This window comes from Gordonia oleivorans, assembly GCF_040044975.1.
Lineage (GTDB): Bacteria > Actinomycetota > Actinomycetes > Mycobacteriales > Mycobacteriaceae > Gordonia > Gordonia oleivorans.
The window spans coordinates 12,421-31,510 of record NZ_JBDZDI010000023.1 but is presented as its reverse complement, the minus strand read 5'-3'; the positions used below and the strand labels follow the sequence as shown (position 1 = coordinate 31,510).

The 19,090-nt window shown below is 66.3% G+C and carries 14 protein-coding genes; 7 read left to right on the top strand and 7 right to left on the bottom strand.

All coding sequences use genetic code 11. From position 1 onward, the window contains the following. Positions 1–143 precede the first annotated feature (143 nt). Positions 144–1,016 carry a universal stress protein gene (locus tag ABLE92_RS22355; RefSeq protein ID WP_348806992.1) on the bottom strand — a complete coding sequence of 291 codons (873 nt, stop codon included), beginning with the start codon at positions 1,014–1,016 and terminating at the stop codon, positions 144–146. Between the two features lie 240 nt (positions 1,017–1,256). On the opposite strand from ABLE92_RS22355, the gene ABLE92_RS22350 reads away from it, so the two are divergent. Together ABLE92_RS22350 and ABLE92_RS22345 are read left to right on the top strand one after the other, a co-directional pair. Then, positions 1,257–1,970, top strand: coding sequence for a TetR/AcrR family transcriptional regulator C-terminal domain-containing protein (locus tag ABLE92_RS22350; RefSeq protein WP_348806991.1), 714 nt, complete (start codon positions 1,257–1,259; stop codon positions 1,968–1,970). Beyond that, the gene (locus tag ABLE92_RS22345; protein WP_348806990.1) at positions 1,967–3,646 is read left to right on the top strand and encodes an acyl-CoA dehydrogenase family protein; all 1,680 of its coding nucleotides are present in this window, start codon (positions 1,967–1,969) and stop codon (positions 3,644–3,646) included. Before ABLE92_RS22350 ends, ABLE92_RS22345 begins: the two co-directional genes overlap by 4 nt. 42 nt (positions 3,647–3,688) lie before the next feature. On the opposite strand, the gene ABLE92_RS22340 is transcribed toward ABLE92_RS22345, so the two are convergent. Then, positions 3,689–4,585, bottom strand: a complete 897-nt coding sequence (locus tag ABLE92_RS22340; RefSeq protein ID WP_348806989.1) for a LysR family transcriptional regulator — start codon at positions 4,583–4,585, stop codon at positions 3,689–3,691. A gap of 941 nt (positions 4,586–5,526) precedes the next feature. Here ABLE92_RS22340 and ABLE92_RS22335 point away from each other — a divergent pair. Continuing rightward, positions 5,527–7,920, top strand: a complete 2,394-nt coding sequence (locus tag ABLE92_RS22335) for an acetyl-CoA acetyltransferase (RefSeq protein WP_348806988.1) — start codon at positions 5,527–5,529, stop codon at positions 7,918–7,920. Between the two features lie 266 nt (positions 7,921–8,186). Here the strand turns inward: ABLE92_RS22335 and ABLE92_RS22330 are convergent, their stop codons facing one another. Continuing rightward, complete coding sequence (locus tag ABLE92_RS22330) at positions 8,187–9,554, bottom strand: FAD-binding oxidoreductase (protein WP_348806987.1); 1,368 nt, start codon at positions 9,552–9,554, stop codon at positions 8,187–8,189. Between the two features lie 172 nt (positions 9,555–9,726). Between ABLE92_RS22330 and ABLE92_RS22325 the strand changes: the two genes are divergently transcribed. From ABLE92_RS22325 to ABLE92_RS22315, 3 genes are all read left to right on the top strand, one after another. After that, positions 9,727–11,883: a protein kinase domain-containing protein gene (locus ABLE92_RS22325; protein WP_348806986.1), complete on the top strand. Its 2,157-nt coding sequence runs from the start codon at positions 9,727–9,729 to the stop codon at positions 11,881–11,883. A 64-nt stretch (positions 11,884–11,947) separates the two neighbouring features. After that, on the top strand, positions 11,948–12,376 hold the full coding sequence (locus ABLE92_RS22320; RefSeq protein ID WP_348806985.1) for a nitroreductase family deazaflavin-dependent oxidoreductase: 429 nt from the start codon (positions 11,948–11,950) through the stop codon (positions 12,374–12,376). A 75-nt stretch (positions 12,377–12,451) separates the two neighbouring features. Beyond that, positions 12,452–13,360 (top strand): serine/threonine-protein kinase, encoded by a 909-nt coding sequence (locus tag ABLE92_RS22315; protein WP_348806984.1) that lies wholly within the window; start codon positions 12,452–12,454, stop codon positions 13,358–13,360. Positions 13,361–13,499: 139 nt separating this feature from the next. On the opposite strand, the gene ABLE92_RS22310 is transcribed toward ABLE92_RS22315, so the two are convergent. Further along, on the bottom strand, positions 13,500–14,621 hold the full coding sequence (locus ABLE92_RS22310; protein ID WP_348806983.1) for an amidohydrolase family protein: 1,122 nt from the start codon (positions 14,619–14,621) through the stop codon (positions 13,500–13,502). 185 nt (positions 14,622–14,806) lie between these two features. Between ABLE92_RS22310 and ABLE92_RS22305 the strand changes: the two genes are divergently transcribed. Next, positions 14,807–15,958, top strand: coding sequence for an FAD-binding oxidoreductase (locus tag ABLE92_RS22305; RefSeq protein WP_348806982.1), 1,152 nt, complete (start codon positions 14,807–14,809; stop codon positions 15,956–15,958). A gap of 66 nt (positions 15,959–16,024) precedes the next feature. Here the strand turns inward: ABLE92_RS22305 and ABLE92_RS22300 are convergent, their stop codons facing one another. From ABLE92_RS22300 to dnaJ, 3 genes are all read right to left on the bottom strand, one after another. Next, positions 16,025–17,242, bottom strand: a complete 1,218-nt coding sequence (locus tag ABLE92_RS22300) for a hypothetical protein (protein WP_348806981.1) — start codon at positions 17,240–17,242, stop codon at positions 16,025–16,027. Between the two features lie 157 nt (positions 17,243–17,399). Further along, complete coding sequence (locus tag ABLE92_RS22295; RefSeq protein WP_348806980.1) at positions 17,400–17,810, bottom strand: heat shock protein transcriptional repressor HspR; 411 nt, start codon at positions 17,808–17,810, stop codon at positions 17,400–17,402. Positions 17,811–17,813: 3 nt separating this feature from the next. Then, positions 17,814–19,028, bottom strand: a complete 1,215-nt coding sequence (gene dnaJ / locus ABLE92_RS22290) for a molecular chaperone DnaJ (RefSeq protein ID WP_348806979.1) — start codon at positions 19,026–19,028, stop codon at positions 17,814–17,816. Positions 19,029–19,090: the final 62 nt, after the last annotated feature.

Sequence of the window (19,090 nt, the reverse complement as noted above, 5' to 3'; positions counted from 1 at the left end):
CAACATATCATGCAAGTTCGCATGATCCCAGGTAGAGAGCGCAAAGCGCGCGACCTCAATCCGTGCACTCCTTCTACCGCGGTTGTCGCCAGGTCGAGGTCAGCATTCCGGATTGCGCCGCAAGTGCCGCGCCCTGACCGCGTCTACTGCGAACCCTGCACCACCATCACGGGACACTGCGCGACATGCAGCACCGCCTGACTGGTCGAACCCAGCATCAGTCCACGAAATCCGCCGCGTCCACGGCTCCCGACCACCACGAGTTGTGCGTCCGTCGACAATTCGGTGATGCGGTCCGACGGGGAGTCTGCTGTCACGACGGGCTCGACATCGACGTCGGGATAGTCCTGGGAATACCCCGCTAGCCGCGCACCCAACGTCTCACGGGCTTCATCGTTCAGCTCGCGCAACACATCTTCAGCTGCCTCGTAGAACGCTGCGCCCGAGAATCCGCCATAGGCATGAACCGCGACCAGTGAGGTGTCGAGGTATCCCGCCTGAGCGAATGCCTGGGTGATCGCATCGGTCGACGTCGGCGAACCGTCCACACCCACCACCACCGGCCCGCTCGATGGCAGTCGATCCGACACCACCACGACCGGGCACTCGGCATGGGCTGCCACATGGGTACTGACCGAGCCCAGAAGCAATCCCCTGACACCACCCAAGCCCCGTCGGCCGACGACCAGAGTGTGTGCGCGGCTTGAGATCTCGCGAAGTGTCAGCGCCGGTCTGCCCTCGATCACCTCACCACTGACGGTGACACCCTCGGCGGTGTCCTCGGCCAAGCCCTTCGCCAACTCGACTGCCGCTTCGGCGAAGGCGCGTCCCGCGGCCGCCGCGGACTGCACTGCGGACACCGCGGCAAGGGTGAAGGCCGGCTCCGGCGGCGCCGCAACGCTCACGATGTGCAACGGACGATTCTCCCGCACCGCAGCACGCGAACCCCACCGCACCGCATTGGACGCCTGTTCCGATCCGTCCACCGCGACCACGATCGGCGCGTTGACCGCCATTGTCACCACTTCCTTTCCTCGGATACACCGCCAGCATTCCAGAAGAGACACCGCCAGATGCCTGAACGGGCGGCTGAGAATCAGCGCCAGCGACAATGTCGTTTTGGTGGTGGTGCTGCTCCCGCCTCCTCCTCTTCTTCTTTCTCCTTGTCCCGTTGTTGACGACATTGTTGACCCCCACTCCCCCACCCATTATTGTCTGCCATACAAACTTTGTACGACCGACAAACTCGGAGCCCGGTGACATCAACACCCACCCCACGCAAACGCGCCACCCGCACCAGCGGCAAGGCGACGCGATCCGCGTTGCTGCGCGCCGCGGACGAGGTGTTTCGCGAGCACGGTGAGGCCGCTTCTGTCGCAATGATTTCCGAACGCGCACAGACGTTTCCAAATCAGGTCACCTACTACTTCGGGTCCAAGGAGCAACTCTTCGTCGAGGTGGCGTGTGCTGCGGTGCTGCGCGCCGGACGTCACGCCGAGGAGTCGGCGTCGTCGGCCGCCACCGTGCGTGAGTATGCCGAAACCCTGGTGACCACCCTGCTGGGACCCGAGGCCCGCAACGTCGAGATGTTCACCACCGCGATGCTCCTGGTCTCTCGCCGCACCGACCTGCGCGACCACATCACCGACACCCTGCGCACACTGCACGAACGTGGTGCCGAAGCACTGATGCAGACGCTCGTCCGCACCGGCTGGCAACTGCGCACCACCATCGAGGTCGAGGCGCAGGCGTTCTGGTCGGCGATTTTCGGTCTGGCCGTACAGAAGTCGGCCACCGGAGACGCCTTCGGCCCCACCCTCACCGACGCGGTGACCGTCATCTTCACCAATCTCGGTGTACCCGAACAGATCCTGGACTCGCCGCTGACAGGTGGTCTCGATACGCCACTCACTACGTTCGCGGCTACTCGACCATCGAGTGGGCCACACCTTCGAAAGGAACACTCATGACCTCCTCGTCGATCACCCACCCACAGCCACACGTCACGCACTCGGTGTTCAACCAGTCCACACCACGTGTCGACGTCAACGAATACGAGCTCAACACCGTCCTGCAGGAGGCGGTCACGCGTCACGACGCCTCCTGGGCTGCAACCGAACTCGCCGAGGTCGGCGCCCTCGTCGGCAGCGCACAGTTCCAACACGATGCACACCTGGCCAACACCATCACCCCCGAACTGCGCACCTTCGACCGTTGGGGTCACCGGATCGACGAGGTCGAGTACCACCCGTCGTATCACCGCATCATCTCCGCCGCGATGGCGCACGGCGCCCACACCCGGTGCTGGGACGACCCGCAACCCGGGTCACACGTCGCCCGGGCCGCGATCTTCATGCTCTTCGGCCAGATCGAACCGGGTCACGCGTGCCCGGTGTCGATGACCCACGCGGTGATCCCGTCACTGGAGTTGCAGCCCGACGTGGCCGCCCAGTGGGTGCCGAAGGCGTTGTCGCGCAGTTATTCCCCGGAGCTCTCCGCGGACAAGTCCTCGGCCGTCTTCGGTATGTCGATGACCGAGAAGCAGGGCGGCTCGGATGTGCGGGCCAACACCACCGTCGCCCGTCCGGTCGGGGCGGGCGGACCGGGCGCCGAGTACCTCCTGACCGGCCACAAGTGGTTCTGCTCGGCACCGATGTCGGATGCCTTCCTCGTCCTGGCGCAGGCCGAAGGCTCGGGCGGCGAAGGACTTTCCTGCTTCCTCCTGCCGCGCGTGCTCCCCGACGGCACCCGCAATGTCTTCCGCATCCAGCGTCTGAAGAACAAGCTGGGCAACAAGTCCAACGCATCGAGCGAGATCGAACTCGACGGCACCCTTGCGCTGATGGTCGGCGAACCCGGCCGCGGGGTGCGCACCATCATCGAGATGGTCGCCCAGACCCGACTCGACTGCCTCCTCGGCAGCGCGGCGGGGATGCGCCAATCCGTCGCCGAAGCCCTCTGGCACGCACGGCATCGCGCCGCGTTCGGAGCCACCCTCGCCGACCAGCCGGCGATGACCGCCGTCCTCGCCGATCTCGCCCTGGAATCCGAGGCCGCCACCGTCACCGCGATGCGCCTGGCCCGCGCCCACGACGAGGACGCCGACGACACCGAACGCGCCTTCCGCCGCCTGGCCACCGCCGTCGCCAAGTACTGGATCTGCAAACGCGGACCACACCACGCCTACGAGTCGCTCGAATGTCTCGGCGGCAACGGCTACACCGAGGACTTCCCCCTCGCCATGCGCTACCGCGAACAGCCGGTGATGGCCGTGTGGGAGGGCTCCGGCAACGTCATCGCCCTCGACGTCCTGCGTGCGATGACCCGCGAACCCGAATCGATCGGCGCCTTCGACGCCGAGGTCAACCTGGCCCGCGGCGAGAATCCGGTACTCGACGCGCACCTGGACTCGCTCCGCACCCAACTCGGCGAACTCGCCGGCCTCGACGCCGCCGGCGCCCAACGACGCGCCCGACGGGTCGTCGAATCCATGGCCCTGGCATTGGAGGCGTCACTGCTGGTGCGGTTCTCCCCGGCACCGGTGGCCGACGCCTTCATCGGCGCACGACTCGGCGACGACCGCGCCTTCGAATACGGCGCTCTGCCGACCGGGGCGGACCTCACCGCGATCCTGTCGCGGCACTGATCGTCGCCGAGGATCGCCAGATGAGCGTGGAGACGGAGTTCCTCAGATCAGCTCGGTCTCCACGCTGACCCCCACCGCGTCGAGAATCAGATTCCGAATCCTCGGCGCCGTGTTGGGCAGCCACAGCGCCATCACCGGGGTCATCGGCGGATCGTCGAACTCGACGATCCGAATCTGATTGCCGTACAGCCAGCCCGGCTGATTGGTGACGAACGCACACGCCTCCGGATGGGTGATCACCGCCATGTGCGGCGGGGTCCCGCGCAGGGTGGAGGCGATGATCTTCGGCTCGAATCCGGCTCGTCGGCAGTAGGACACGAGCATGTTGACGTAGTCCTCCTCCAATTCCGATACGACGATCTGGCAGGACTCGAGATCCTTCATCGCGCACGTCGGATTGGCGGCGAGCGGGTGATGGGCATTGACCGCCAGCCGGAGTTTGTGCCGAGTCGCCGTCGCACCCGCAAGATCGGGCGGCACCTCTCGGCTCCGCGCCAACGCGAGGTCGATGTTGCCGCCGAGGATCTCCTCCCGGATGGCCGACGGTGACAACGGCCGCACCGTGATCGGCAGTGACGGATCGGCCAGCACGGCACCCTCGATGATCTCGAAGACCTCCGACGGCGCCAAACCCGGAGTGTGCCCGATCGTGTACGGATCGGGATTGCTGGCATCGATCAGCCGCACCTCCGACGCCAGGTGCGCGCCACCGGCCAGCAGCGGCACCGCACCCTCGTAGAGGGCCTTGCCCGCCGGCGTCGGCGTCAACGAACGCCGGGACCGCGAGAACAACTCCACCCCGAGTTGTCGCTCCAGGTCCCGGATGGCCGCCGACAAGGCCTGCTGTGAGATGAACAGGCGCTCCGCTGCCACTCTCAGCGATGGCGCCTCGACGACCTCGACGAACATCCGGAGACGTCGCAGATCGAGATCACGCATGATAACCCTTTCCCTGATCTAACGATGTGAACGAATCGTCAGGCACAGATTGTCAAAACTCTTGATCTTCCTACTCGATGATTAACATTAGTTGCTCTAAAGTCGTTCCTGCACGATCAAAAAGGGGACAAGAAAGACCGATCGGCAAGACGCAGCCATCGCGGCTCGTGACGCAGCATCGAGGGGGTGCTACGTCACATCGGGGGGATCACGGATGACGTTTCCGCGGCACGGAGGGGATGCCGCGGCGACATGGCAGCAACACTGTGGACCGCACGCCGCGACGCGGAGGGGATGTCGCGGCGTGTGGTCCACGAACTCCTCGCGACGGCAGTTGTTGCGGACACCACCAGCCGACCCCGTGTGACGCCGTCGAACCACGCTCACCTGCCCACCTCTCGGCTCTAACGGCTCTCCCTGGACATCGAACCCCGGCGGCCTGCGCCACCTGCTGTGCGACCACACGAGTCTGTCCCGGTCCTCGGCTCGCGTGCCCGTATCGTCTCCGTCTTCGCTCCGTCCGGCATCGCCGTTACACCCCGAAGCCCGACGAAACCCCAGCACTCAAGAATTCTGCACCATCGGCGGCGGTCCGGCAGCGACCGGCGGCCACAGCGACGCCGTCGTCGGCAACCGACACCGAACCATTTTGGCGATGGTCGCAGTTCACCGGCCGCCGCAATTCGATCCCCGTTTCCCGCGACGTTTCCGTGTCAGTGATCTTGCTTACTCTCCACGATTATCTCGCGCGATATTCCGACGTTTCCGGTAATACGCCGAGACCGCCACTGCGCCTTGGCTCGACTGCGGGCTCCGTCGACTGCGCGCTCCGTCGACCCGGTGCGAAACCATGGTCGGTGACGCGGGGTGACCGTCGGCGTGCCCGCCACCGCATGACACGATCATGGCGACCTGTCTCAACCCCGTCCGGGAGGACACGCATGCCCGACGACGTGCCCGTGAACGAACTCGATCCGTCCACCCCTGTCATCGTCGGAGTCGGTCAGGCGTCCGAACGTCTCGACGATCCCGACTACCGCGCGCTCGGCGAGGCCGATCTCGCCGCACGTGCGGTCGAAGCGGCACTCGCCGACTCCGGGCTCGACGCCGATGTCCTCGCGCCGCGGATCGACACCGTCGCCGCGGTGCGGTCGTTCGAGGTGTCCAGTCCGTTGTCGTCGTCGCCGCTGGGACGCCCCGACAACATGCCGCGGGCCGTCGCCGCACGGACCGGGATGGACCCGGCCCGGGCGATCACCGAGGTGGTGGGCGGTCAGAGTCCGCAGAAGCTGGTCACCGAGTTCGCGCAGCGCATCGCCGGCGGCGACTGCGATGCCGTGGTGGTCTTCGGTGCCGAGGTCATCTCGACCGTGCGTCGTGCACAGTCGGCCGACGCCGCCGACCGGCCGGACTTCACCGAGCAGGTGCCGGGCTCCCACGAGGACCGTGGCTTCGGGCTCGCCGGCCTGACCTCGGTGCAGGAGGCACGCCACGGGCTGCTCGAACCGATCACCCAGTACGCGCTGCTGGAGAATGCGCGACGACATCGGCTCGGCGCGTCGCGCTCCGAGTACACCCGGTCGATGGCGGAGCTGCTCGCACCGATGTCGGAGGTGGCCGCGCACAATCCGCATGCGGCCTCGCCGCAGCGACGTTCCGTCGACGAGGTCGCCACCGTGTCTCCGGCCAACCGGGTGCTGGCCGATCCCTACACACGGTTGCTCGTCGCCCGCGATCAGGTCAATCAGGCCGCAGCCACCGTCCTCATGTCGGTGCGCGCCGCCCGCGACCTCGGCATCGACGAGCCCCGATGGGTGTTCCTGCACGGCCATGCCGATCTGCGGGAACGTCCGCTGATGCGGCGGCCGGACCTGTCGACGAGCCCGGCATCCATCGCGGCCGTGAGCTCCGCGTTGGACATGGCCTCCGTCGACTTGAGCGACGTCGACGTCCTCGACATCTACAGCTGCTTTCCGATCGCCGTGTTCAACGTGTGCGACGCATTCGGGCTGGCCGCCGACGATCCGCGCGGCCTCACCGTCACCGGCGGCCTGCCCTACTTCGGCGGTGCCGGCAACAACTACTCGATGCACGCGATCGCCGAGATCGTCGGACGGGTCCGCCGCACACCGGGCAGCACCGGGCTCGTCGCGGCCAACGGCGGCCTGATGAGCAAGTACTCGGTCGGCGTGTACTCGGCCACCCCGGCACCCTGGCAGCGCGGCGACGACGCCGATCGCCAACGTGAACTCGACTCGGTACCAACGGTTCACGAGCGACGACTCGCCGACGGTCCGGCCGTCGTCGAGAGCTACACCCTGACCGAACCCGACAAGCAAGGACGCCGCCGCGGCATCGTCGTCGGACGCCTCGACGGCGGGGACCGCTTCGTCGCGAATACCGCCGAGGGCGATGACGAACTGATCGACCTGCTCGCGACCGCCGACGACCCCATCGGCACTCGCGTCTTCGCCCGGTCGTTTGCCCGCGGCAACCGGGTGGCGATCTCGGCCGAACGCATGTCGGAGTTGTTCCCGCTGAGGGCACCGGCACTTCGGGATCGGTACGAGCACATCGAGGTTCGTCGTGACGGACGAATCCTTGAGGTCACCATCAACCGTCCGGAATCGCGGAATGCGCTGAACCCCAAGGCGAACGAAGAACTGGACGAGATCTTCGACGCCTACTTCGCCGATCCCGAGCTGTGGGTGGCGATCCTGACCGGCGCCGGCGACAAGGCGTTCTCGTCCGGAAACGATCTCGCGCACATGGCCGGTGACGCCCTGCTCGCCGTCCCGAAGAACGGCTTCGGCGGGCTGACGTCGCGGCGGGACCGACCCAAACCGGTGATCGCCGCGGTCAATGGTGTGGCGCTCGGCGGCGGCCTGGAGATCGCGCTGGCCTGCCACATCATCGTCGCCGACGAGAAGGCGAGCTTCGGGTTGCCTGAGGTCAAGGTCGGATTGGCTGCTGCCGCAGGCGGATTGGTCCGCCTCCCGCGAGCGGTCGGGCCGGCACTGGCACGCGACATGATCCTGACCGGCCGTCGGATCGACACCGCCGAGGCCTACCGCATCGGCCTGGTCAGTCGCATCGCCGACCACACCCGGGCCCTCGACGTCGCCCGCGAGGTGGCGCAGGAGATCCTCGCCGCCTCACCCACGTCGGTGCGGGCCTCACTCCGGGCGATGGCCGATGCCGAGCGGATCGACGATCCCGACGACGCGATCGAAGAGACGTCGAGCGTGCTCGACGCGCTGTTGATCAGCCAGGACACCATCGAAGGGATCAGTGCCTTCGTCGGTAAGCGGCCACCGCGGTGGACGGGTCGTTGACGGCGGAGTCACCTCCCACCGGTTCCGCCGGTCCAGTCGCCCCGCTCCCGCCGGTCGAGCCACCCTTTCGTCGGTCGAGCCGCGGCGAGCCCCCAAGCGCGAGCCGCAAGTCGTTTCGACGAAGCTCAACCGGTCGAGCCGCCTATTCGTCGGTCGAGCCGCCTATTCGTCGGTCGAGCCGGACGAAGCGAAGCTGAGTCCGCGTCGAGACCAGGTGACACAGCAGCGGCACCCCACCACTCCGGACAAAGGTCGGACAGTGGAAACTACAGCAGCACACCGGGATTGAGCAGGCCGTCCGGATCGAGCGCCTGTTTGATCGCGGCGGTCAGGGCCATCACGTCCGGGCCGACCTGGTTGGGCAGCCACGCCTTCTTGAGCCGTCCGACACCGTGCTCGCCGGTGATGGTGCCGCCCAACGAGATCGCGAGATCCATCACCTCACCGAAAGCCTGCTGCGCGCGCTGCGCCTCGTCGGCGTCCTCGGGATCGAAGACGATCAACGGGTGAGTGTTGCCGTCACCGGCGTGCGCGATGACCGAGATCATCACGTCGTTCTGATCGGCGATCGCCGCGACGCCGTCGATGAGGGCTGGTAACGCCGGCAGCGGGACCCCGACGTCCTCGAGGAGCAGCGACCCCAACTTTTCCACTGCCGGGATCGCGGCCCGTCGTGCGGCCGTGAACGCCTCCCCTTCGGCGGCATCGGAAGTATCGAAAACATCTGCGGCACCGTTGGTTTCGAAGGCCTCACGGATGATCTCCACCTCGGCGACGCCGGCCGGTCCGGGTGCGTCGGATTGGGCGACGAGCAGCGCACCGGCCTCGCGATCCAGGCCCATGCGCAGCATGTCCTCGACGGCGTTGATCGAGACCTTGTCCATGAACTCCAGCATCGCGGGTCGGATCTTCGAGGTGATCGCGAGAACCGCCTCGCTGGCGTCGTGAACCGAGGAGAACGTGCCGACCACGGTGCACGCCGACGCCTGCGGCGGCAGCAGACGCAACGTCACCTCGGTGATGATGCCGAGCAGCCCTTCGCTTCCGACGAACAGCTTGGTCAGCGACAGTCCCGCGGAATCCTTGAGTTGCTTGCCGCCGAGGCGCAATGCCCGACCGTCGGCGAGGACGACCTCCATGCCGAGCACGTAATCGGTTGTCACACCGTACTTCACGCAACACAGACCGCCCGCATTGGTGGCGACGTTGCCGCCGATGGAGCAGATCTCGAACGACGACGGGTCCGGCGGGTACCAGAGATCGTGGGCCGCCGCGGCCGCCTTGACCTCGGAGTTGAACAGACCGGGTTGCACCACCGCGGTGCGGGTCGCGGTGTCGATGGTCAACTCGCGCATCTTCTCGGTGGAGATCATCACCGCACCGTCGACCGCCGTCGACCCACCCGAGAGGCTGGTGCCCGCGCCACGCGTGATGATCGGTATCGCGTGCGCGGCGCACCACCGCACCGTCGTCTGGACCTGCGCGGTGGTCGTCGGGCGGATCAGCGCCAGCGGTGTTCCGGCGTCGGGATCCGCGGCGCGGTCCTGGCGGTACCCGGCGAGGATGTCCGGATCGGTGACCACCATCTGCTCGGGCAATTCGGCACGCAACTCGCTCAAATCCACTGTGGTCATGGATTCAGGGTAGGTGTGCGGCCCGTCGATGTCCGTCGCGTGTTGAGATCGGAGGCGTGTCATCCGTCCCGACGAAAAACTCGTCGTATCGAATCTCAGAATCAGCACGCTGAGATGTAGATCGCTACAGTAGCCGGGCACATAGACGACGCTGAATACGAGGGGCACCACCGTGCAACTGCAACCAGGCGGGGAGTTCGCAGGTTATCGCATTGTCGACACCCTCGGCGAAGGCGGCATGGGACAGGTGTTCCTCGTCGAACATCCACACCTTCTGCGACGCGAGGCCCTCAAAGTCATCTCGATAAATGGCGCAGGCTATCCAGAGTTCGGCCTCCGATTCACCAACGAGGCACGCGCCGCCGCATCACTCGAGCATCCAGCCATCGTGTCAATTCACAACTACGGGATCACCGACAGCACTCCGTGGTTCACGATGTCGTACCTCGACGGCGACGATCTCACGTCTGCGCGACTGACCCTCGTCGAGGCGGTTGAGACGATCGGACAAGTAGCGGCCGGACTCGACTACGCCCATCAACGTGGGGTCATCCACCGTGACATAAAGCCTGCCAACATCGTCGTGACCCGCTCCCCGTCGGGCCGTATCGATCGAGCAGTCCTTCTCGACTTCGGTATCGCCAAACTCGCTGAGGCCCCCTCGATTACCGCATCCAACGTCTACGTCGGAACGATGACGTATTCGGCACCTGAGGTACTCGACGGTCAACCGGCCACTGCGCTTTCCGATCAGTACTCCCTGGCGTGCACGGCGTACGAATTACTGACCGGCAAGCCACCTTTCAACGGAATGACGCCAGCGGCACTGATTGCCGCACACATCCAGAAACAGCCCCCTCCGCCCAGTATGTACCGGCCAGAACTCGCTGCCGTAGATCTGGTCTTCGCGACCGCTCTTGCCAAGGACCCAGCGCATCGGTTCCCGACATGCACCGCTTTCGCGACGACGTTGGCGCAAGGTCTGCTCATGTCCGGACCGCATCCCGTTACAGGGCAAACCAGTTCGCGGACAACAATTCCCAGTAGTGTTTACGCAGCGCCGACAACGCCCCCGCCAGGAGCCGGCCCCAACAGACCACCATCTGGCTACCCGAGCACGATCGCCGGACCAATGGCACCGCGTCGCCGGCGCAGGGGTCGCGCAATCCTGGTCGGCGCCATCGCTACGGCGGTGATCTCACTCGTCGTCACCGGCGTAGTCCTGTGGCCGACTCCTCAACCAAACGAGACAACCGCAGCAGAGAGTGCGGCCCTGAGCCAGCAGATCAGCAACAGCTGGAACACGACATGCATCGTCAACAGCGGAGCTCTCTATTGCATGGGCAACAACGGTTTCGGCCAGGTTGGTGACGGTACAACACTGGCTCAGGCCTCGCTGGTCAAGGTCGACGGGGTCTCACACGTCACGGCGGTATCAACCGACTTCAACACCTGCGCAATCGCTGATGGCGAGGTCTACTGCTGGGGAAACAACGAGTACGGTCAACTCGGCGACGGAACAACAACCAACCGAGTAACTCCCATCCATGTACCCGGCCTATCGGGTGCCACGTCAGTCAGCACCGTGGCAGGCCTGAGCTGTGCAGTCGCCAACGCCACCGCATACTGCTGGGGCAACAACAAGTTCGGGCAGGTCGGAGACGGTACGAAGATCGATCGCCACACCCCGACAAAGATCTCCTCATTGACCAACGTCTCGGCTATTCAGACCACCGGGTCGGCAACTTGCGCGATTGCAGATCAGACCGCCTACTGCTGGGGAAGCGAATACCGTTCGGGGAATACCGTCACAGACCAATCCCCCGACGACGACCGCAGCAAACCGACCGCCGTTGCGGGATTGCCGCAAACCAAGTCGATCTCGACGGCCGGTTCCACCACTTGCGCCGTCAGTGTGGACGGCAAGGTGTATTGCTGGGGTGACAACACCTGGGGCGCCGTCGGCAACGGCACTACCGATGAGCAGTACACACCCCTGGCATTGCCCGGTATCCCGACCTCAACTGAGGTCGACACCTCCGGATCTACAACCTGCGCCGCCACACTGGACGGCCTGTACTGCTGGGGACGCAACGCTAACGGTGAACTAGGCGATGGAACGAGCACGGACCGGCTGAGCCCGACGCGCACTCGTGAACTCACCGACGTAACTGCAGTCACCATTGGCAACTATTCGGATGGCCCGGAACACGGAAGCAATACCACCACATGCGCCATGGCCAACAAGATCCCCTACTGCTGGGGTGCATACCTCGACCGCAATTACGCGTTCGTCCACACGGTGCCTCAACCGATTCAGCTCCCCTGACATCAATTCGTTCCCTCAACGCAATTGGTGACACTGCTCGCCGGATGTGGCAATACTGGAGCACGTGAGCGACTTCAACCAGACGATCATCGATGAATTCCACGCCAACGACGGCACCGTCACCACCGCAGGCTTCGGTCGCCATCTCGTCCTCGTCCACTCCATCGGCGCGAGATCCGGCGCCGAACGCGTCAACCCGCTGATGTCCCTGCCCGACGGCGCAGGCGGTCGATTCATCATCGGCAGCGCGGCCGGCTCTCCGAAGGACCCCGCCTGGGTTCACAACCTGCGCAAGCACCCGAACATCACCATCGAGGTGGCCGGGGAGAAGTCCGGGATCGAGACATTCCCGGCGACTGCGACCGAACTCAACCCGGTCGAGCGTGAACAGGCGTGGCAGGGATTCGTGTCCGCGTCGAATCAGTTTCTGAAGTACACCGAGACCGCAGAGGGCCGCGTCTTCCCCATCTTCCGGCTGACACCCAAGACATAGACCCACCGCACCCACGGTCCTCGTCGTCGACTTGTCGGATTTCTCAAACGCACGGTCCTGGCTACTCTTGTGCGCATGTTCACCTCGGGTGAGGTGGTGGCGGGGTTCACCATCGATGCGGTCGTCGGCCACGGCAGCAGCGCCGACGTCTACCGCGTGCATCGAGATGACGAGGCGACTCCGTTGGCGTTGAAGGTGCTGCGGACCGACCTTCACGGTCTCGAGCATGCCCGCGAACGCTTCGAGCACGAGTTCGCGATCGCGTCCCTGCTCCATCACCCCAACATCGTGGCGATGGACTCCAGTGGCGAAGTCGCCCTCGGCGATCAGAGGCATCCCCGGCACACCGCCCTGTGGTTGGCGATGCAGTACGTGGCCGGGCCGTCGGCGATCTACCTGATCCCGCGCTACGACCAGCAACCACAGGTGTCGGCGGTGCTGCGGGTGGCCCAACAGATCGGTGCCGCGCTGGACTACGCCCACTCGAAGGACATTCTGCACCGCGACGTCAAACCCGCCAACATCCTGCTCACCACCACCGACGACACCACCGACGCCCTCCTCACCGACTTCGGCATCGCCCGCTTCCTCGACGACACCCGCCCGCTCGCCCGCAACGGCCGGGTGCAGGGTTCGGTCGCCTACGCCGCACCGGAATTACTTCAGGCACAACAACTGTCACCGGCAACCGACGTCTATGCCTTCGCGTGTTCGCTGATCGAGCTGTTCACCGGGTTGCCGCCGTACCCGCGCACGACGCCCTTCGCAATCACCTACGCCCACATCCGCGACCAACCTCCGAAGCTCACCGCCCGACGCGAGTGGCTCCCATCGTCGTTGAACTCGGTGTTCGCCAAGGCGCTCGCCAAGAATCCGGCGGACCGCTACCAGACGTGCGGGGAGTTCGTCGAGATCATCACGCGGGCGTTGCGCGACGTCCCGGTGCCGGTGGGTCCGACGCGTCGTCGCGGTTGGTTGCGGTGAGGTGCAACGCTTTTGAACGCTTTCCAGCGCAGCCTTCGGAGGTCTCGACACCTCCTCGGCTAGCGCCTCGTCGGGCTCGACCGGCGAAGTGTCGGCAGGACCAGCGGGATATGTTGTGGCAATCCGCTATTCGCCGGTATCAGTCGTCGCCGATCCGGTATACGCGCCGCGCGGTGTTGCGGAAGACGTTGCGTACCACGGTGTCTCCCCAGGGTTCGAGGACGTCGAGCAGGCCGCCGATCAGCATGTCGACGGATGCGTTGGGTTTGTCGATCGGGAAGTTGGACCCGAACATCACCCGACTGGCACCGAAGTGGGCGACGATGTGCTGCATCAGCGGTCCCACCATCTCGACCAGTGTCTGCCGAGTGCCGATGTTACCCATGGACTGTCGACCGTAGCCGAGCACCGGAAGCGCCAGTCCCGACAGTTTGATCACCACGTTGCGCTCCGATGCCAGCGTCGTCATCCGTTCACGCCAGAGGCGCAGAATGTCCGCGCGGGCGGCCGCGGTGGTCCCGGTGCGAGTCCCGACAGGTCCGAAAGCACCGACCGGACAACCGAAATGGTCGACGATGATGGTGGTGTCCGGGAATTCGCGGGCCAGGGTGACCACGTCGTAGAGCTGATGCGAGTACACGAACACCTCCACGGCGAGGCGACGTTGCGCTACCTCCTCGATCCCGGTGAGGAAGGCCGCCGATGCCAGCACGCCGTCGACGGCACCACCGGAACGCACCTTCGGATCGGGATGGCGGGTGGCGGTGGTCTGGATGCCGCGGATGCGATCACAGACCTCGATCTGTGCGTCGAGGCGCTCACCGAAACCCTCCGAACGCGGATCGGCCCGCGCCATGACCGCTCCGAGCGTGGGCGCGACCCCCACACCGAACGGCAAACCCATCAGATAGCGGGCCTCGTCGACGGCATTGCGCGTCGCCTCGGGTTCAACGGACTCCGGCAGACGCCAATACGATTCGGAGATGACGACCGACTCGATCGGCACCCCGATCGCACCGGCCACCGGAGCGATGTCGGCACCGTAGTGCCGCGGCTCGTAGGCCCGCGCGACCGATCGTGGGGTCAGCAGGTACTCCCGTTCCGATTGCGGGACGGCGACGGAGAACACGCGGTCACCCATGCCGGGCACAAAACGGTATCCGCGTACCAATCGGTTGCCCGACCATGGCGCCTGGCGCGGATTCCACTGTTGAACGTGCGCGTCGACGATCCCGGGGATCAGGTCGTCGATGGTGGCCATGCCCCCGACATTGCCATAGTCACGGGTTGATCACATCCGTTCGGCCGGGCATGCCACCGTTCGCGGTACACGCGGCAGTAGTGGGTTCGCGGTCACGTCCGCGACCACGAGGCACAATGGGTGGGCGCCGCACGCGGACAACCGTCGGACCGCTGGGCGCAACAACGACGTTTGGGAGGTGGACCGTGGCGAATCATTCGCGCCATGTGCTGCACCACCTCCGTGAGCTGATCAACCGCGATCCGGACCGCTTCACGTCGAACCTGTACACACGCCTGTTCGCCGTCGACCCGGATCTGCGGGAACTCTTCGGCGTGATGATGTCACTGCAGCGGCAGGCGTTCTATCACGTCATCGACCACGTCCTCGAGGTGATCCCCGCGCCGACGGGACAGCAGGAACTCGTCGAATTCCTCGCCCAACTCGGTCGCGACCACCGCAAGTACGGGGTCCTGCCCGACCATTACCAGGCGATCTACCAGGCGTTGATGGGCGAGTTCGCCTCGCTGCTTCGTGACCAGTGGGATGAGGACGCACAACGCACGGTCGGTCAGGCCATGATGCTGGTGACCGGAGTGATGCGCGGTGCCGCGCAGACCGCGGCGGGCCCGGCGACGTGGACGGCGCAGGTCGTCGAGAAGTTCCGCATCACCCGCGGACTGGCCGTCGTACGACTGGTGTCGAAGGCGCCGCTGACGTTCAACACCGGGCAATACCTGGAGACGCAGATCCCGCAGTGGCCCAAGACCTGGCGCAGTCTGTCACCGGCGATTCCGCCCAATCCGCACGGCGAACTCGAATTCCACGTCCGGGCGGTACCCGGCGGCAGCGTCAGCACCTCCATCGTCCAGGAAACGCAGGTCGGCGACGTGTGGACGTTCGGGCAGGCGCACGGCACCCTGCACATCGACCGTGACCGTGAGGTGCTCATGGTGGCCGGCGGAACCGGCCTCGCACCGCTGCGCGCGTTGCTGATCGACATGTCGACCCGCGGCGACACCCCGCCGACACACGTCTTCTACGGCGCCCGCCATCCCGGCGAACTCTACGACCTGCCGGTCCTGCGGCGGATCGCCTCGACCAATCCGTGGCTGACGGTCACGGCGGTCTCGGAGGAGACGACCAATCCCTGGTGGCTGGACCACCCGGTCAACCCGGCCGCACTCGGCATCGACCACCGCGTCGGCACGCTCGTCGACGTGGTCGCCGCGGCCGGCCCGTGGGAGGACCGCCAGACCTTGATCACCGGGTCACCGGCGATGGTGGAGAACACCCGCCGCGGCCTGATCATCGCCGGCGTGCGGGCCAGCCTCATCCAGCACGACCCGATGTTCTGATCACAGCCTTCCGACGTCCACTCTTTCCGACGCCCACTCCGCATTGAGGAGCGGCTCACCCGCCGATCAGGGCGGCCCCTCGATGACGGTCGTGGTCACGTAGACGGTCTCGTTCTCGGTGACCGTCGCGGTCGCCGACTCGGTCACCGTCTGCGTCGCCGTCTGCGTCTCGGTCTGCGTCTGCGTTTGCGTCTGCGTGACGGTCTGCGCCGTGGTGCGCGTGACCGTCGGCGGCGTCGTCGTCTCGGTGACGGTTTGTTCGTCGACGACGGTCTGCGTCACCGGATCCCCCGCGCGGGTCACGGTGATCTCGCCGGTGGTGCCGGTGACCGTCGTCGTCGACGTCACCGCCGCCGGGGTCTCGGAGCCGACGCCGGTGAACAGGGCCACCAACACGGCCAGGCACAATAGTGCCGCAACTCCTGCCGCGCCGCCGATCGCCCACCAACGCAGGCCGTGCGACCCGATGGCGGTGGTCGGCGCCGCGTCGTCGGTGGCGTAGGCGGGTGCCGTGTGCCCGACCGCAGCACCACCAACGGCCGCACCTCCGACCGCGGCACCTCCGACAGCGGCGCCGACGGGGATGGCCCGGGTGTCGGCGAGCACCACCGCGGTGGCGCCCTGGGCGACGGCGAACACCGGTGCACCGACCGGGGCGGCGGGTCGGCCGGTCGCCGCGGCCACGGCCGAGACCACCTCGGGCAACTGTGCACCCGACCCGACGCACAGGAACCTCGCCGGGCTGGGATCGGCGGTCAGGGGACGCAGCAGTGCCGCGGCGGCGGTGGCACCGGCGGCATCGCTCAACGAATGCGCATCGGCAGGCGACACCTGCGCGGTCCGGATCGTGCGTGCCGCGGTGGCGTCGACCAGCGCGAGAGTGTCCCCGGTGGCGAGTGCACCGGACTGATCGAGGGTGACGACACCGACGACGCCACCGCCCTCCCGGCCGGCCACCTGCGCCAACGCGGCAGGCAGGTCGACGAAGACGACCGCGGCGGCCCATGCCGGCGCTCCCGGACCGTGTAACGCGAAGTCGAGGTGGGCGCGGACGTCGGGGCGTGCGCAGGTGGTGACGATGTGGTCGATCTCGAAGGGCGCGGAATCGACGAGCTCGGTGAGGGCGGTCAACGCCGATTCCGGGGAATCGTCGGCGAGGTCGACGAAGTTGCTGGCGACGATCTCACCGGCCGCGTCGAGCACAACCGAGGCGATCTCCTCACCCAACACCGACACCCCGAGCACTGCTGGCCCGGTGATGTTGAGATCCGGGGACTGGCTCACCGTCGCCTCCTTCATCCAACCGGCATTCGACGCCACACACTAACGTGCGACCCCGGTGGGCAACAGATCAGGCCGCTGTGAGAAGTCGGCCGATCCGGTGCACCGGGGTCGCACGTTATTCGGTTGTGAGGGTGGTGATCGTTACGCTCTGGTCGTCCTAGTCGTCGCCACGACGCCGACGGGGTTGCCACACGACCAGCGCATTGGTGCGCGGGACGGGGACGAGCTCACCGCCGCGACGGGCGCGGTGCGCCTCGACCTCGCGTTGCAGTTCGTGCAGTCGTAGCTGCAGTGCGTCGACCTGATTGGTCAGGTCGATGATCCGCTTGATGCCGGCGAGGTTGACGCCTTCCTCCTGGGAGAGGCGCTGGATCTCGCGGAGCACCTCGACGTCGCGTGTCGAGTAGCGACGCCCACCGCCACTGGTGCGTTCGGGCGTCACCAGTCCGAGCCGGTCGTAGGTGCGCAGGGTCTGCGCGTGCATACCGGCCAGCTCGGCGGCGACCGAGATCATGAAGGTCGCGCTGGTTTCCCGTGGATCAGGTCCGGGTCGGTTCTGTTCGGCCATGACTCATCGCCCCCAGCCCGCCCGTGGATCGAATCCGCTGGCCTTCTCGGCCTCGGCGTAGGCGTGCATCGCCTCGACCGCGGCGTCGTCGAGCTTGCGGGGCACCTCGACCTTGACGGTCACCAGCAGGTCACCGGAACCACCGGCGCGCTTGGGGACTCCGCGTCCGCGCACACGCAGGGTGCGGCCGTCACTGGTGTTCGGCGGGATCTTGACGCCCACCGAGCCCTCGAGGGTCGGCACCGACACGGTGGCCCCGAGCACCAGCTCGGAGATGCTCACCGGCAACTGCACACGCAGGTCGTGGCCGCTGCGGGTGAAGACCTTGTCGGCGGTCACGTGGACGACGACGTAGAGGTCACCCGACGGCGCACCGCGGCGCCCGGCCTCACCCTGTCCGGCGAGCCGGATGCGTTGGCCGTCCTCGACGCCCGACGGGATGCGGACGTTGATGGTGCGCGAACGCACCTTGACGCCGCTGCCGTCGCAGTCGGCGCACGGATCGTCGATCCGGGAGCCGGTGCCCTGGCAGTCCTGACAGGGTTCGCTGAATCCGAACGCGCCCTGATTGCGGCTGACGAAGCCGGAACCATTGCAGTTCGGGCAGACCCGCGGGCTGGTGCCCGGCTTGGCGCCACTGCCGTGGCAGGTGGTGCACGGCGCCGGGCTGGTCACCCGGAGTGGGACGGTCGTACCCAATGCCGCGTCCGCGAACGACAACGTCGTCTCGGTCTCGAGGTCGTTGCCCCGACGCGGCCGGGTCGCCGTCGACGTGCGGGTGCCGCCGCCGCCACCGGAGCCGCCGCGGTTGAACAATCCCTCGAAGAGATCGCCGAATCCGCCGGCACCCTCTCCGCCACCACCGCCGAACAGGTCACCGATGTTGAAGTCGGCGCCGGTCTCGGTGGAGTACCGGGTTCCGCCGCCGCCGGGGAATCCACCGGGAAAACCGTTGCCGCCGCCGCGGAATCGGCCGCCGGCGAACATGGCGCGCGTCTCGTCGTATTCCTTGCGCTTGTCGGCGTCGGCGAGCACGCTGTGGGCTTCGGACACCCGCTTGAAGCGCTCTTCGGCTTGCGCGTCCCCGGGATTGGCGTCGGGGTGCAGCTCGCGGGCGAGCTTGCGGTAAGCCTTCTTGATCTCTTCAGACGAAGCATCAGAAGCAACGCCGAGGTCCTTGTAGAAGTCGCGTTCAAGCCATTCTCGTTGTGGAGCCACCAGACGTCACCTCCTTCGTTATGAACATGTCTGGTTGAAGTATGTGTGCGCCCCCGGTGACG

Coding starts and splice junctions, on each gene's coding strand:
- ABLE92_RS22355 (WP_348806992.1), bottom strand. CDS start 1,016: ATGGCGGTCAACGCGCCGATCGTGGTCGCGGTGGACGGATCGGAACAG.
- ABLE92_RS22345 (WP_348806990.1), top strand. CDS start 1,967: ATGACCTCCTCGTCGATCACCCACCCACAGCCACACGTCACGCACTCG.
- ABLE92_RS22340 (WP_348806989.1), bottom strand. CDS start 4,585: ATGCGTGATCTCGATCTGCGACGTCTCCGGATGTTCGTCGAGGTCGTC.
- ABLE92_RS22335 (WP_348806988.1), top strand. CDS start 5,527: ATGCCCGACGACGTGCCCGTGAACGAACTCGATCCGTCCACCCCTGTC.
- ABLE92_RS22330 (WP_348806987.1), bottom strand. CDS start 9,554: ATGACCACAGTGGATTTGAGCGAGTTGCGTGCCGAATTGCCCGAGCAG.
- ABLE92_RS22315 (WP_348806984.1), top strand. CDS start 12,452: ATGTTCACCTCGGGTGAGGTGGTGGCGGGGTTCACCATCGATGCGGTC.
- ABLE92_RS22310 (WP_348806983.1), bottom strand. CDS start 14,621: ATGGCCACCATCGACGACCTGATCCCCGGGATCGTCGACGCGCACGTT.
- ABLE92_RS22295 (WP_348806980.1), bottom strand. CDS start 17,810: ATGGCCGAACAGAACCGACCCGGACCTGATCCACGGGAAACCAGCGCG.